This window comes from Thermomonas sp. LB-4, from assembly GCF_036409385.1.
GTDB lineage: Bacteria > Pseudomonadota > Gammaproteobacteria > Xanthomonadales > Xanthomonadaceae > Thermomonas.
This window is the reverse complement of sequence record NZ_JAXOFT010000001.1, coordinates 80,218-94,683: the sequence shown is the minus strand read 5'-3', so window position 1 is coordinate 94,683 and position 14,466 is coordinate 80,218. Positions and strand designations below refer to the sequence as shown.

Genomic DNA, 14,466 nt, shown 5'->3' with positions numbered 1-14,466 from the left:
CGAAATGAACTGAAAGGAACAACGCCATGACCCAGTCCCTGTGGATCGCCAAGACCGGCCTTGATGCCCAGCAGACCAAGATGGCGGTGATTTCCAACAATCTCGCCAACACCAACACCACCGGCTTCAAGCGCGACCGCGCCAGCTTCGAGGACCTGCTGTACCAGACCATCCGCCAGCCCGGCGGCGCCACCTCCGAGCAGACCCAGCTGCCCACCGGCCTGCAGATCGGCACCGGCGTGCGGGTGGCGGCCACCGCCAAGCAGTTCGTGCAGGGCAGCCTGAACCAGACCGGCAACGCGCTGGACACCGCCATCAACGGCCGCGGCTTCTTCGAAGTGCTGATGCCCGACGGCAGCTCCGCCTACACCCGCGACGGCAGCTTCCAGATCAATGCGCAGGGCGAAGTGGTGACCAACGAAGGCTACCCGGTGCAGCCCGGCCTGCAGCTGCCGGAGGGCGCGCAGAGCGTGACCATCGGCGCCGACGGCACGGTCAGCGTGCAGCTGGCCGGTCAGGCGCAGCCGGTGCAGATCGGCGCGCTGACCCTGGCCGATTTCGTCAACCCGGCCGGCCTGCAGGCGCTGGGCGAGAACCTGTTCGCCGAAACCGGCGCCAGCGGCCCGGCGCAGACCGGCGGCCCCGGCACCGGCGGCCTTGGCCGGCTGATCCAGGGCGCGCTGGAAGCGTCCAACGTCAACGTGGTGGAAGAGCTGGTGTCGATGATCGAGACCCAGCGCGCCTACGAAACCAACGCCAAGGCGATCTCCACCACCGACCAGATGCTGGCGTTCCTGAACAACAACGTGTGAGTACCGCCATGAGCCGCGCCGCCCTCCTCGCCCGCACCGCCACGCTGGCTGCCGCCGTTGTCGGCCTGTCGGCCTGCGCCACGGCCAACCGGCTGCAGGGCGACGTGCGTCCGTTCGACGCCCCGGTCGCGCAGTACGCGGAACCGGCGCCACAGCCGGTGCGCGCCGGGCCCGGTCCGGGCGACGGCGGCGGCTCGATCTACGCCGGCCGCAGCGGCAAGCCGATGCGGCTGTTCCAGGACAACAAGGCCAGCGAAATCGGCGACCTGCTGACCATCGTGCTGGTGGAAAGCACCAGCGCCACCACCAAGGCCAATACCGCGATCACCAAGAAGACCGGCGTCGACATGGCGGCGCCGACCCTCGCCGGCCAGCAGGTCACGCTGAACGGCAAGTCCCTGCTGTCGGCCTCGGTGGAAGGCGGGCGCGACTTCGCCGGCAACGGCAACAGCGCGCAGAGCAACCAGCTGCAAGGCCAGCTGACCGTGCGGGTGGTGCAGGACCTCGGCAACGGCAACCTGCTGGTGCGCGGCGACAAGCAGCTGCGCCTGAACCAGGGCGACGAGCTGGTGCAGGTGCAGGGCATCGTCCGCCGCGCCGACATCGGCTCCGACAACCGCGTGACCTCCGACCGCGTGGCCGACGCCCGCATCGTCTACGGCGGCCGCGGCACCCTCGCCCGCTCCAACGCGATGGGCTGGCTGGGCCGCTTCTTCAACTCCGCACTGTTCCCGTACTGAGGCCGCAGACGATGAAACGTATCGCAACCGCGTTGGCCGCCCTGCTGTGCACCCTGGCGCTGGCGCCGCCCGCACAGGCCGAGCGCGTCAAGGATCTGGCGCAGGTGGCCGGCGTGCGCGGCAACCCCTTGATCGGCTACGGCCTGGTGGTGGGGCTGGACGGCAGCGGCGACCGCACCAGCCAGACCCCGTTCACCGTGCAGAGCCTGCGCACCATGCTCGACCAGCTGGGCGTATCGATTCCGCCCAACGTCAATCCGCAGCTCAAGAACGTGGCGGCCGTGGCGGTGCATGCCGAACTGCCGGCGTTCGCAAAGCCCGGCCAGCCGATCGACGTGACCGTGTCCTCGATCGGCAACGCCGGCTCGCTGCGCGGCGGCAGCCTGCTGATGACCCAGCTCAAGGGCGCCGACGGCGAGGTCTACGCGATTGCCCAGGGCAGCCTGGTGGTCAGCGGCTTCGGCGCTTCCGGGCGGGACGGCTCGAGGATCTCGGTGAACGCGCCCAACGGCGGCCGGATTCCGTCCGGCGCCATCGTCGAACGCTCGGTGCCGTCATCCAACGCCAGCGACAAGGTCATGCTGAACCTGCACGAAGCCGACTTCACCACCGCCTCGCGGATCGTCTCGGCGGTGAACCGCAGCTTCGGCGCCGGCAGCGCCCGCGCGCTGGACGGCGTGACCATCGAGATCGCGCCGCCGCCGGGCGACCGGATCAGCTTCCTCGCCGCACTGGAATCCCTGGACGTGGATCCCGGCACCGCCGCCGCCAAGGTCATCGTCAACGCCCGTTCCGGCACCGTGGTGATGGGCGGCCAGGTCAGCGTGCTGCCGGCGGCAGTCGCGCACGGCTCGCTCACCGTCACCATCAGCGAAGCCACCCAGGTCAGCCAGCCGGAGCCGTTCGGCCGCGGCAGCACAGTGGTGGCACCGCAGTCCACCGTCAGCGCGGAGGCCGAGGGCAGCCACATGGTGCTGTTCAAGGGGGGCACCTCGCTGGAGGAGATCGTGCGCGCGGTGAATGCGGTCGGCGCGGCGCCGGGCGACATCGTGGCCATCCTCGAGGCGCTCAAGCAGGCCGGCGCGCTGCGCGCCGAGCTGGAAGTGATCTGATGTCGATGGCATGCCGTTTGCATCCATCCTGACATGCGCCTGCCCGTCGCCACCGCCTTCCCCCTGCAACGCCCCGAGGCGACCCCGCGCGCCCGCGTGGAAGAAGCCGCGCGCGGGCTGGAAAGCCAGTTCGCGCAGATGCTGATCAAGAGTATGCGCAGCGCGACGCCGGGCGACCCGTTCGGCGGCGACAACAGCTATCGCGACATGTACGACCAGGCCTTGGCGAAGGAACTGACCAAGGGTCGCGGGCTGGGCCTGCAGCCGATGATCGTGCGCCAACTGTCCGGCGCCATCGCCACCCCGGCACCGCCGGTTGGCGGGCTGCCGCTGCGCCAGCCGAATGCGCCGATGGCGCTGCCCGCGGCCGACACCCCCTCCGGGCTGCCGCTGCCGGCCGGCCTGCGCGGCAGCTCCCTGTCGCTGGCCCCCGCCAGCAGCGGCACCTCCCTGCAGGCGGTGGCGATGCCGCCGCGCCCGCCGCTGGCCGCCGCGGTCAACAGCTGCGACGAGAACGCGCCGCTGGACTGCAGCAGCCCCGAAGCCTTCGCCCGTTCGGTCTGGCCGCATGCGCGCAAGGCTGCCGAGGAGCTGGGCGTGCCGGCCAAGGCGCTGGTGGCGCAGGCCGCGCTGGAAACCGGCTGGGGCCGTCGCCTCGCTGGCGGCAATGGCACTGCCACCTCGCACAACCTGTTTGGCATCAAGGCCAGCGGCGGCTGGCGCGGCGGCAAGGTCAACACCGCCACCCACGAATACGTCAACGGCCAGCGGGTCACCGAGCGTGCAGCGTTCCGCAGCTACGGCAGCCCCGCGGACAGCTTCGCCGACTACACCCGGCTGCTGAAGAACCCGCGCTATGCCGATGCGCGCGGCACGGGCGACGACGTCCATCATTTCGCGAAGGCGCTGCAGCGCGCCGGCTACGCCACCGACCCGGCCTACGCGGCCAAGATCGTGGCGATTGCCGACGGCGCTACCATGCGCCGTGCGCTGGCTGGACTGGAGGGTTAAACGATGCCGACTGGCGGCGTACTCGGAACCGGCGCATCCGCCCTGCTGGCCTTCCAGCGGGCGATGTCCACCGTCGGCCACAACGTGGCCAACGCCACCACGCCCGGCTACAGCCGCCAGCGCGTGGAGTTCGAGGCGCGTGCCGGCCAGCCGGGGCGGATCAGCATCGGCCAGGGCGTGGATGTCGACAGCCTGCGTCGGCTTGCCGACGGCCTGGTCTACGCGCGCCAGCTCGACAGCGCCGGCGAAATGGGCCGGCTGACCCAGATGTCCGGGCTGTCGTCGCGGGTGGACAAACTGATTTCCGACCCCACTACCGGCCTGGCCACAGCCTGGTCGAGCTTCTTCAGCGCCGCCAAGGGCGTGGTGGCCGACCCCACTTCCACCGCCGCGCGCAGCCAGATGCTGACCACCGGCGGCCAGCTGGCCGCGCGCTGGCGTTCGCTCGACGGCCACCTGACCCAACTCGGCAACGAAGTCGAAGCCAGCCTCAAGGACAACATCACCGCCGCCAACCAGCTGGCCGGCGAGATCGCCAACCTCAACCGCGACATCATCGCTTCCGGCGACAACGCCTCGCCCGACCTGCTGGACCAGCGCGACCTGCGCGTGGGCCAGCTGTCGGCGCTGGTCGGCGCCGAAGGCGTGCTGCAGGACGACGGCGCGATGAACGTGTTCACCATCGGCGGCCAGCCGATGGTGCTGGGCGCGCGCGCCATGCAGCTGTCCACCGTGGCCGATCCGTACCAGGCCAACCGCGCGCAGCTGGCCGTGCAGACACCGGCCGGATCAGTGCCGCTGCCGGCCGGCTCGGTCTCCGGCGCGATCGGCGGTCTGCTGGAGTTCCGCAGCAACGTGCTCGATCCCGCCCGCGCCGAGCTGGGCCGCCTGGCCACCGCCTTCGCCGACACTTTCAACGCCACCCAGCGCGGCGGCATCGACTACGCCGGCAATCCCGGCAGCGACTTCTTCAGCCTGCCCGACCCCAGGATCTATCCGCACAGCGGCAACGCCGCGGCGTCCACCGCCAGCTTTGCCACCAGCGTGACCGACGTTGGCGCGCTGACCGGCAACAACCTGGTACTGCGCTTCGACGGCGCCGCCTGGAGCGCCGCCCGTGCCGATACCGGCCAGGCGGTGGCGATGAGCGGCACCGGCACCGGCGCCGATCCGTTCGTGGTCGATGGCGTCAGCCTGGTGCTGTCGGGCGCAGCCACCGCCGGCGACCGGTTCCTCCTGCAGCCCACCGCTGCTGCCGCCGGCGGCATCCAGCTGGCGCTGACCGACCCCGGCCAGATCGCAGCCGCCGCACCGATGACGGTGGGCCTGGATCCCGGCAATCTGGGCAACGTCAGCGGCGGCACGGCCAGCGTGACCGATCCGGCGCTGTTCGCCGGCTTCACCAGCGCCACCATCAGCTTCCTGGATGCCACCACCTACACCATCAACGGCGGCCCGCCCCTCGCCTACACGCCCGGCAGCACCATCAGCGATCCCGCGGCCGGCTGGTCGCTGGTGCTGAACGGCAACCCCGCAGCCGGCGACGAAATCAACCTCGGCCGCACCGCGCCGCGCTCGTCCGACAACGCCAATGCGCGCCTGCTGGCCGCGGTGGATGCCAAGGCCGTGCTCAACGGCGGCCGCACCGACGTCACCGCCGCCATGTCGCAGCTCACCGCCCGCGTCGGCGGCGACGCCCGCCACGCCCAACTCAACCTCGACGCCCAGCAGGTCATGGACGACCAGATCCTGGCCGAGCGCGAGTCGGTGTCCGGGGTCAATCTCGACGAGGAAGCCACCAACATGCTGCGCTACCAGCAGGCCTACCAGGCCGCCGCGCAGGTGATCGCCACTGCCGATACCATGTTCCAGGCCCTGCTCGGCGCCGTGCGCCGCTGATCCCGTGAAGGAGGCCCCATGACCCTGCGCCTGTCCACCCAGAGCCTGTACCTGCAGGGCCTGAACAGCCTGCTTGGCCGGCAGGGCGAAATCGCCCGCCTGCAGCAGCAGATCAACAGCGGGGTCAAGCTCACCCAGGGCAAGGATGATCCGGTGGGCATGGCCACCGCGCAGCGGCTGGACCACCTCAAGGCCGCGCTTACCCAATACGACAGCAACGCCCTGCGCGTGGATCATCGACTGCGCATGCAGGAGAACGCGCTCACCGACGCCAACGACAGCCTCACCCGCGCCCGCGAGCTGGCGATCCAGGCCAACAGCGGCGCGCTGGGGCCGGACGACCGCAAGGCCATCGCCACCGAGGTGCTGCAGCTGCGCAAGAACCTGCTGGACATCGCCAACCGCGACGACGGCAACGGCCGCCGCCTGTTCGCCGGCACCCGCGACGGCGTGATCCCCTTCACCGACAACGCCGGCGGCGTGATCTACCACGGCGACGACGGCCGCAACGCGGTTGAAGTGGGCCCCGACATCGCCATCGAGGACGGCGATCCCGGCAGCGCCGTGTTCCTGCGCGTGCGCACCGGCGACGGCTACGCACGCGGCAGCGCCGGCGCCGGCAATACCGGCAGCGGTCTGCTGAACAGCGCTCAGGCCACCGACGGCAGCACCTGGAACGGCGACGCCCTCACCCTGCGCTTCACCGCTCCCAACGCCTACGAAATCGTCGATGCCGCCGGCAACCCGCTGGCACCGCCCGTGACCGGCAGCTGGACCAGCGGCAGCGCCGTGCCGCCGGCATCGGCCGGGCTGGGCGTGGAGTTCAGCATCAGCGGCAGCCCCGCCGTCGGCGACACCTTCACGGTGGAAACCGCACCCAACCAGGATGTGTTCGCCACCCTGCAGGCGTTCGCCGATGCGCTGCTGCTCCCCGGCAGCGGGCCAGCCGACAACGCCCGCCGCGCCAACGCCTTCGGCGCCGCCATCGGCGACATCACCACCGCGCAGGGCCACATGCTGTCGCTGCGCTCCGGCGTCGGCGCGCGCATGAACGACATCGACACCGCCGACGACGGCCGCAGCCTGCAGAGCGTCACCCTGGCCGAGTCCCTCGCCAGCCTGCGCGACACCAACTATGCCGAGGCCATCAGCCGCCTCAACATGCAGCTGTTGGCGCTGGAAGCCGCGCAGAAGACCATGCTGCAGACCCAAGGCATGTCGCTGTTCAACAAGCTCTGAGGCGGCACCGGGGCTAGCATCCACCGCCCTGGCATCAGGCCGCTGCAACCCGCGCCCGCCGGCTGGTCGCAACCAGCCCGACCAGCGCCAGCAGCGAAAACCCGGCGCCGGCGGCGAAGGTCATTGCCGGCCCCGCCACCGTCCACGGCGCGCGCGCCAGGAAGCTGGCCAGCAGCAAGGTCACGCCGGTTGCCAGGTTGAACAGGCCGAACGCGGTGCCGCGCAGATCGGCTGGGGCGGCATCCGCAACCAGCGCATCGCGCGGCGCCCCGCGGAGGCCCTTGCCGATGCGGTCGACGAAACGCGCGGTCAGCCCCAGCCCCAGCCCCGAAGCCAGCGGGAACAGCGGCTTGGTCAGCGCCGCCAGCCCGTAGCCCACCAACACCAGCGGCTTGCGCCGGCCCATCCAGTCGCTGAGCGTGCCCGAGAACACCTTCACGATGGCCGCAGTCGCCTCGGCGATGCCTTCGATGATGCCAACCGACATCGCGCTGACGCCCAGCACGCTGACCAGGAACACCGGCAGCAGGCTGTGCACCATCTCCGACGAGGTGTCCATGAACAGGCTGACGAAGCCCAGCGCGACCACGCCGCACGGCAACCGGGAAGTTTGTGTCATCCGCCGCCTCCTGATCCCCCCGCCCTGTCCACTGCAGCCCGGCAGCGCATGGCGCGCTTCCGGCGCGCCGCCTCGGAAGCCGCCGTGCGGCCATTGCCCGCGGCCCTGCCCCGTCGGACCGCGCCCGTTGTGGCAACGCCGCGACCGGCACCGATTACAGCCGGCCGTCGCGAGGCCGATACCGCATTGCAGGCCGGTGACTGCGTAGCGAAAACGGGCTTGAGGGAATCTTTAGGGCATTCACGGAAATTTTTTTATTTCTGCGGAATCCACCACAGATTCAAACATTTCCCTCAAGAAACCCCACGGAAGCCCGTTACCGGGATTGCAGAGGACAGGGCCGCACCAAAAACCGGCAAGCCCCTGCGGACCCCAACCGGCAACGCCCTGACCCATTTCGGCATCGCCCTTCCACGGAGAAAACGCAATGTCCATCATCAACACCAACGTGATGTCGCTGAACTCGCAGCGCAACCTCGCGACCAACAACGCCAGTCTGTCCACCACCATCCAGCGCCTGTCCTCGGGCCTGCGCATCAACAGCGCCAAGGACGACGCCGCCGGCCTGGCGATTTCCGAGCGCTTCACCACCCAGATCCGCGGCCTGAACCAGGCGGCGCGCAACGCCAACGACGGCATCTCGCTGGCGCAGACCGCCGAAGGCGCGATGGCCGAAATTTCCAACAACCTGCAGCGCATCCGCGAGCTGGCGGTGCAGTCGTCCAATGCCACCAACTCTGCTTCCGACCGCGCTGCGCTTCAGGCAGAAGCTTCCCAGCTGACGGCCGAAATCAATCGTGTGGCGGAACAGACAGAATTCAACGGCTTGAAGCTGATGGACGGTTCGTTTACCAGCAAGAGCTTCCAGGTGGGTGCCAATCAGGGGCAAACCATTGACATTGCGTCGATCACGGACGCGCGTACCGCGTCTCTCGGCGGCCACACCCTGACCGCTGACGGCACCCTCACGGGTAGCGTCGTCACTGCCGCCTCAGGTGCTGTCACCAATGGCGTCACGGCGGCTACTGCTGGCACCAACTTCACCATCACGACGTCAGCGGGCACCACCAGTCCGATCACCTATGCCAGCAATGCCAGCGCCAAGGACATTGCCGCCGCCATCAACAGTGCAGCCTCAGGCATTGGCGTCACCGCCACTGCAAGCAACAGCACCACCTTGTCCAGTATCAGTGCGGCCGGCGACATTACGTTCTCTCTGAATGGGCAGGCCATTTCCGCCACTATCGCAGATCAGAATGATCTTGGCAGCCTGGTCTCGGCCATCAACGGCTCATCCGCCACCACCGGCGTCACCGCCACTTTCACCAGCAGCAGCGCCAAGAATTCGATCACCCTGACCACAACGGATGGCCGCAACATCAACTTGCAGGATTACACCAACTCCGGCCATGCCACTGCAACCGCAGACTTCGGTGGCACTACGCTGACCGAAGGCACCACGGTGTCTGCTGTAAAGACCGGTACCGTCAGCCTGTCCAGCAGCAAGGGGGCCATCGCCACGGCCAATGCAAGCGCCGAAGTGTTTGCATCGGCAGGCGTCAACAATTCCAGCTTCACCTCGGTGGCTGCGCTCGACATCGCCAGTGCATCAGGTGCCAGCGCTGCATTGGCGACCATCGATTCCGCCCTTTCGCAGATCAATGGCGGCCGTGCAGACTTGGGTGCGATCCAAAACCGCTTCAGCTCGGTCGTCGCCAACCTCAGCACCACCTCCGAGAACCTGAGCGCCGCCCGCAGCCGCATCCGCGACACCGACTTCGCCAAGGAAACCGCGGAGCTGACCCGCACGCAGATCCTGACCCAGGCCGGCACCGCCATGCTGGCCCAGGCCAACCAGGCCCCGCAGAACGTCCTGAGCCTGCTGCGCTAATAGGCCATTAGCAACAACGGTACGGCAGGACGGCCCCGACGCAGATCGCGTCGGGGCCAACCTGCTTTCCGGCAACACCCGGTTCAAGGAGCAACACGCAATTGCGGCAGGAAAGGCCCCGGCCCGGACTGCAGGAGAGTTGTCCCAACCCCTTCGATGAGCCGTCATGTCCAGCATCACGCCCATCAGCGCTCCGCCTAACGGAGCCGTTCCCGCCTCGACGCCCGGCGCCGGGGCTTTGCCGCGTGCGCCTGCCGGCGCGCCTTCCCCGGAGGCCGCGCGCCAGGCCAGCCAGGCGCAGGCCGAACAGGCCGCAGCGCAAGCACGCAGCAAACCCACTGCCAGCGAACTGCAGAAGCAGCTCGAACAGGCGCTGGCGGACGCCCGTGTGCAGACCAACCTGCGGTTTCGAGTCGACGAGGACGCGAACCGCATCGTGGTGTCGGTGGTGGATTCCGACACCGGCGAGACCATCCTGCAGATTCCCGACGAGGCCGCGCTGGCGGTAGCAAGGCGCTTTGCCGCCACCGGCCGTGGCCTGCTTGACCGTGAAGCATGAACGGCGCATGGTCGGGCCCGCCCCTCTCCCCGCGGCAACGATACCGTCGACTTCAGCGGCGCGCCGCATGGCTTAGGGCTTGCATGACTCAAGGATCGGCGGGTATTGCCGTTAAATTCCAGGCAAGCAACGGCACCGCACCGGCGGTCGCCACGGAGGAAGCAAGATGGCCACCATCACCAGCGCAGGCATTGGCTCGGGCCTGAACGTCACCGAGCTGGTCGGCCAGTTGGTCGCAGCCGAGCGCGCGCCGGCGGACAACCGGCTGAACGCCATGGAGACTTCCACGAAGGCGCAGATATCCGCCTTCGGCTCGCTCAAGGCCGCACTGTCCGGCATCGAGGGCGCCCTCAAGAAGCTGGATGGCGCCGGTGGTCTGCCGGGCCGCAAGGCCACGGTGGCAACGGATGCGGGTTTCACCGCAAGCGCCGGTACTTCCGCCGCGCTGGGCACCTATTCGGTCATCGTCGAGAAGCTGGCCACCGCGCACAAGCTGCAGTCGGCGGCGGTCGCCAGCGGCAATCAAGTGGGCAATGGCACGCTGAACCTGCAGGTGGGCAGCGGCGATGCCTTCGATGTCACCATCGATGCCGGCAAGGGCACGCTGGCCGACATCCGCGATGCCATCAATGCGCAAGCCGCGGGCAAAGGCGTGACCGCCACCCTGGTCAACGGCGATGCCGGCCAAGTGCTGGTGCTGAGTTCGGACAAGACCGGCTCTGCCGGCGCGATGACCATCTCCGCCAGCGGCGGCGACGGCGGCTTGTCGGTTCTGGCCACCACCGGCGGCACCATGACCGAAGTGGCCGCCGCGCAGGATGCCCAGGTCAAGGTGGACGGCATTACCCGCACCTCCTCCTCGAATACCCTGACCGACCTGGTCGATGGCATCACCCTGACCCTGACCAAGGCCAAGCCAGGCGAGGCGTTCTCGCTGGAAGTCGGCTCCGATGCCAGCACGCTGAAGGCCTCGATGCTCGGGTTCATCAGCGCCTACAACACCGCGCTGGGCGCACTGCGCACGCAGAGCGCGGCCGGTGGCGAGGGCAAGACCGCCGGCCCGCTGAGCGGCGACGCCGCGCCCCGCGCGATCACTTCCGCGCTGCGCAACGCCATCGGCAACAACTATGCGGAACTCAACGCGCTGGGCCTCAAGACCGCCGTGGACGGCTCGCTCAGCCTGGATGGGACCAAGTTCGACGCCGCGATCGCCGCCAACCCGGGCGCGGTGAAGACTCTGCTGGGCGAAGACGCTGACTTCGGCAAGAACATGCGCGACATGCTGCACAACTACGTGGGCACGCAGGGGCTGCTGGCGGATCGCGGCAAGAGCCTGGACACCCGCATGAAATCACTGACCCAGCAGCGTGCCGACCTCGACGCCCGCATGGAGCGGCTGGAAGCCTCGTATCGACGCCAGTTCACCGCGCTGGACGCGATGATGGCGCAGATGCAGAGCACCTCCAGCTATATCGCCCAGCAACTGGGCTCCCTCAACAGCCGCTGACCGAAGCCATGAATGCTCGCACCTCCGCCCTGCAGTACCGACAGACCGCCGTGAGCAGCGCCGTGCTGGACGCGTCCCCGCATCGTCTGGTCAGCCTGATGTTGGCGGGCATCCGCGAGCGCCTGAAGCTGGCCAGCGCCTGCATCGAGATTGGAGACCTGCCGCGCAAGGGGCAGGCCATCGGCGAAGCCAGTATGATCATCGGCCAGCTGGACGGCTCGCTGGATCACGCCGCTGGCGGCGAAATCGCCGATGGCCTGGCCGCGCTATATGACTATTCGCAGCGCCGCCTGACCGAGGCCAACCTGAATAACGACGCCGTCATTGTGCAGGAGGTCGACGGCCTGATCGCCGACATCGAAGCCGCATGGCTGCAGATCGACCCGGAACGCCCCCGGTGACCAACTACACCACCGACGCCCCGCCCGTCCTGCCGGTGGAGGCCCTGCGCGAAGCGCTGGGCAGGGCCGACGTGGATGCGGCCGCCGCGTTGGTGGATGCGCATGACCGCGCGGTGCGGCAGGCGCTGACCCCGGCGGATGCCGCCCTGTTGGACCCGCGCCAGGTGCAGGCGTGGATGAATCTCGTGGAGGCGCAGCAGGCGATGCTGGAAGAACTGGGCCAGCGGCGCGACTTCGTCGCCGACCAGCTGCTGCAGCTTCAGCGCCACCAGCGCGGCGCCAACGCCTACCTGCAGGCGATGGGATGAACCACGAGCGCGCCGACGCTGCATTGTTCGGCGACGCACTGTCCTGTGAAGACCTCGCGCGCGCGGCATTCCTGCCGCAGCCGCTGGCCCCGGCGTGGGTGGAAACCACCTGCGCCCGCGCCGAGATCCACCTGTCGGCGATCGCCATCATCGAAGACAGCCGCAACGAAGAGGAAGAAGGCCCGCAGGGCCTGGCGCTGCGGCGCATCGAAGCCAAGCTGGACCTGTTGCTGACCCTGGTTGGCAATCTGAACGCACAGGCCAACGCCGATCCGCGGGTGCCGCTGAAGTGGTCCGCGCAGGGCGTGCGGATGCCGGCCGGCAACGCCTGCGTGGAAGGCAGTACCGGCCTGTTCCGCATGCAGGCGACCCCGTGGCTGCCGGATCCGCTGGTCCTGCCGGCGGCGGTGATCACCTGCGCCCCCGGCGACGACGGCACGCCCAGCCAGTGGCTGCAATTTGGCCCGTTGCCCGATGCCACCCGCGCGGCGCTGGAACGCCATGTGTTCCGCCAGCATCGCCGCGCCGTCGCGGAACTTCGCGCCCAGCGCGACGCGACCTGAGCCACCGGTACCGCAACGCCAACCAACGCGGTCCTTCAGTCCCGCCGCCAGTGGATGTGTTTGCAGGCGCCGCCCTTCCCGCACAGGCCGGAATCGCTGCTGGCTTGCGGCGGCGGGCCGCGAAGAGCGATCCCCGCCTGCGCGCGGATGACGGTTTGGTTCCGCCGAGGACGTGAACGCTTTCCTCGCGCGCCCCTGCGGAGAGGACGAGCGACAGCGCTGGGACGATGAACAAACGCGCGGGGATGCGGGCAGGTGTCGATTTCCCGACTCCGGTCGCGCCTATTTCCGTAGATTCGCCTACACTGCATGCAAGACGCATGCGCGGATTCGCGGTAGGGGCGGCTTGACCACAGCGGATAAGCGACACGGGCAGGACCACGGGGGCCGAGGATGAAGGCTAGCTTGCAGGCCAAGATGGGGCAGTCGATGACGCTGACCCCGCAGCTGCTGCAGTCGATCCGCCTGCTGCAGGTCACCTCCCTGCAGCTGGAACAAGAACTCCAGCTGGTCCTGGAACGCAATCCGCTGCTGGAGCAGGCGCCCGAAGAAGAAGAGCCCGCGCCGGCCGGCGACGGCGACGCGGCCACCATCGAAGCCGCCGCCTGGGACGAGCTGCCCGAGCCCATGTTCCTGTCCGGCGGCAGCTATACCGGCGATATGGACGAGGACGCCACTGCCCGCATCGCTGCCGGAGAGTCCAGCGACCCGCGCCAGCGCTTGCTGCAGCAGTTGCAACTGCGCTGCAACGCGCAGGACCTGGCCATGGCGGCCTGGTGGCTGGATTGTTGCGACGACCGAGGCTACCTGGAAGCGGAACCGGCGGAGCTGGCCCGGCACGGCGCAGCCCAGCTGCAGGACGCCCTGCCCGGCGTTGGTGCCGACGACCTGCTGGCAGCACGCCAGCACTTGCTGCTGGACGGCGACTGGCCGGGCATGGCCGCTGCCGATCCGCGCGAATGCCTGCTGGCCCAGCTGCGCGCCCTGCCCACCAGCGAGACCCGCGCACTGGCGCTGCGGATCGTGGGGGAGCAGCTGGACGCGCTGGCCCGGCATGACCTGGCCACCCTCGCCGCGCGCCTGGACGCCACCTCAGCCGAGGTGGCGGCGGCCGTGTCGCTGATCCTGTCGCTGCAGCCGCACCCGGTGGAGCAGCCGCCCGAGCCGGAGCCCGCCTTCATCGTGCCGGACGTGATCGCCTGGCGCGCCGGCGGCGCCTGGCAGGTGCGCCTGAACACCCGCAGCGCCCCGCGCCTGCGCCTGTGCGCACATGCGGAACAGGCGTCCGGCCACGCCGGCATGCGCGGCCTGCTGGACGAGGCGCGCTGGCTGCTGCGCAGCCTGGGCATCCGCAACGAGACGCTGCTCAAGACCGCGCGCACGCTGGTGGCGCGCCAGCAGGCCTTCCTCGAGCGAGGCGAGGAAGCCATCGCGCCGCTGACGCTGAAGGAGGTGGCCGAAGACATCGGGATGCACGAATCCACCGTGTCGCGCATCACCACCGGCAAGTACATCCAGACCCCGCGCGGGACGATGGAGCTCAAGCGCCTGTTCGCGGTGCGCCTGGAGGGCGCAGAGGTGTCCGGCGCGGCCATCAAGGCGATGGTCCGCCGCCTGATCGAGGACGAGCCGGCGCATGCGCCGCTTGCCGACGAGGTGATCGCTGCCATGCTGGCGCGCCAGGGCATCCGCGTGGCGCGCCGCACCGTGGCCAAGTATCGTGAACAGTTGTCCATCGCACCGGCCCGGATGCGCCGCCGCGAGCGGGCCCCCGCCCCGGCGGTGCGGCTGGGATGATCTTCTGC

General features: G+C 69.3%; 14 protein-coding genes. 13 read left to right on the top strand and 1 reads right to left on the bottom strand.

The window, feature by feature from the left end; all coding sequences use genetic code 11:
- Positions 1-26 precede the first annotated feature (26 nt).
- From flgG to flgL, 6 genes are read left to right on the top strand one after another with little or no spacing between them, the layout of a single operon-like run.
- Complete coding sequence (gene flgG / locus SPK54_RS00455) at positions 27-812, top strand: flagellar basal-body rod protein FlgG (protein ID WP_190280956.1); 786 nt, start codon at positions 27-29, stop codon at positions 810-812.
- A gap of 8 nt (positions 813-820) precedes the next feature.
- Positions 821-1,552 (top strand): flagellar basal body L-ring protein FlgH, encoded by a 732-nt coding sequence (gene flgH, locus SPK54_RS00450; protein WP_330945979.1) that lies wholly within the window; start codon positions 821-823, stop codon positions 1,550-1,552.
- An 11-nt stretch (positions 1,553-1,563) separates the two neighbouring features.
- Positions 1,564-2,664 carry a flagellar basal body P-ring protein FlgI gene (locus SPK54_RS00445; RefSeq protein WP_330945978.1) on the top strand — a complete coding sequence of 367 codons (1,101 nt, stop codon included), beginning with the start codon at positions 1,564-1,566 and terminating at the stop codon, positions 2,662-2,664.
- A gap of 33 nt (positions 2,665-2,697) precedes the next feature.
- Positions 2,698-3,675: a flagellar assembly peptidoglycan hydrolase FlgJ gene (flgJ, locus tag SPK54_RS00440; protein ID WP_330945977.1), complete on the top strand. Its 978-nt coding sequence runs from the start codon at positions 2,698-2,700 to the stop codon at positions 3,673-3,675.
- Between the two features lie 3 nt (positions 3,676-3,678).
- Positions 3,679-5,574: a flagellar hook-associated protein FlgK gene (flgK, locus tag SPK54_RS00435; protein ID WP_330945976.1), complete on the top strand. Its 1,896-nt coding sequence runs from the start codon at positions 3,679-3,681 to the stop codon at positions 5,572-5,574.
- An 18-nt stretch (positions 5,575-5,592) separates the two neighbouring features.
- The gene (gene flgL, locus SPK54_RS00430) at positions 5,593-6,813 is read left to right on the top strand and encodes a flagellar hook-associated protein FlgL (RefSeq protein WP_330945975.1); all 1,221 of its coding nucleotides are present in this window, start codon (positions 5,593-5,595) and stop codon (positions 6,811-6,813) included.
- A 34-nt stretch (positions 6,814-6,847) separates the two neighbouring features.
- Here the strand turns inward: flgL and SPK54_RS00425 are convergent, their stop codons facing one another.
- Positions 6,848-7,432 carry an MFS transporter gene (locus SPK54_RS00425; RefSeq protein WP_330945974.1) on the bottom strand — a complete coding sequence of 195 codons (585 nt, stop codon included), beginning with the start codon at positions 7,430-7,432 and terminating at the stop codon, positions 6,848-6,850.
- 427 nt (positions 7,433-7,859) lie between these two features.
- On the opposite strand from SPK54_RS00425, the gene SPK54_RS00420 reads away from it, so the two are divergent.
- The 7 genes from SPK54_RS00420 (at position 7,860) to rpoN (ending at position 14,458) form a co-directional block, all read left to right on the top strand.
- The gene (locus tag SPK54_RS00420; protein WP_330945973.1) at positions 7,860-9,323 is read left to right on the top strand and encodes a flagellin; all 1,464 of its coding nucleotides are present in this window, start codon (positions 7,860-7,862) and stop codon (positions 9,321-9,323) included.
- A 238-nt stretch (positions 9,324-9,561) separates the two neighbouring features.
- Positions 9,562-9,882, top strand: coding sequence for a flagellar protein FlaG (locus SPK54_RS00415; RefSeq protein ID WP_330945972.1), 321 nt, complete (start codon positions 9,562-9,564; stop codon positions 9,880-9,882).
- Between the two features lie 166 nt (positions 9,883-10,048).
- Positions 10,049-11,389: a flagellar filament capping protein FliD gene (gene fliD, locus SPK54_RS00410; protein WP_330945971.1), complete on the top strand. Its 1,341-nt coding sequence runs from the start codon at positions 10,049-10,051 to the stop codon at positions 11,387-11,389.
- An 8-nt stretch (positions 11,390-11,397) separates the two neighbouring features.
- Positions 11,398-11,790, top strand: coding sequence for a flagellar export chaperone FliS (gene fliS / locus SPK54_RS00405; protein WP_330945970.1), 393 nt, complete (start codon positions 11,398-11,400; stop codon positions 11,788-11,790).
- Positions 11,787-12,098, top strand: a complete 312-nt coding sequence (locus SPK54_RS00400; RefSeq protein ID WP_330945969.1) for a hypothetical protein — start codon at positions 11,787-11,789, stop codon at positions 12,096-12,098. The genes fliS and SPK54_RS00400 overlap by 4 nt, the downstream gene beginning before the upstream one ends.
- Positions 12,095-12,661, top strand: a complete 567-nt coding sequence (locus SPK54_RS00395; RefSeq protein WP_330945968.1) for a PilZ domain-containing protein — start codon at positions 12,095-12,097, stop codon at positions 12,659-12,661. Before SPK54_RS00400 ends, SPK54_RS00395 begins: the two co-directional genes overlap by 4 nt.
- A gap of 393 nt (positions 12,662-13,054) precedes the next feature.
- A complete protein-coding gene (rpoN, locus tag SPK54_RS00390; RefSeq protein WP_330945967.1) occupies positions 13,055-14,458 on the top strand; it encodes an RNA polymerase factor sigma-54 in 1,404 nt (467 codons plus the stop codon).
- The last annotated feature ends 8 nt before the right edge of the window (positions 14,459-14,466 follow it).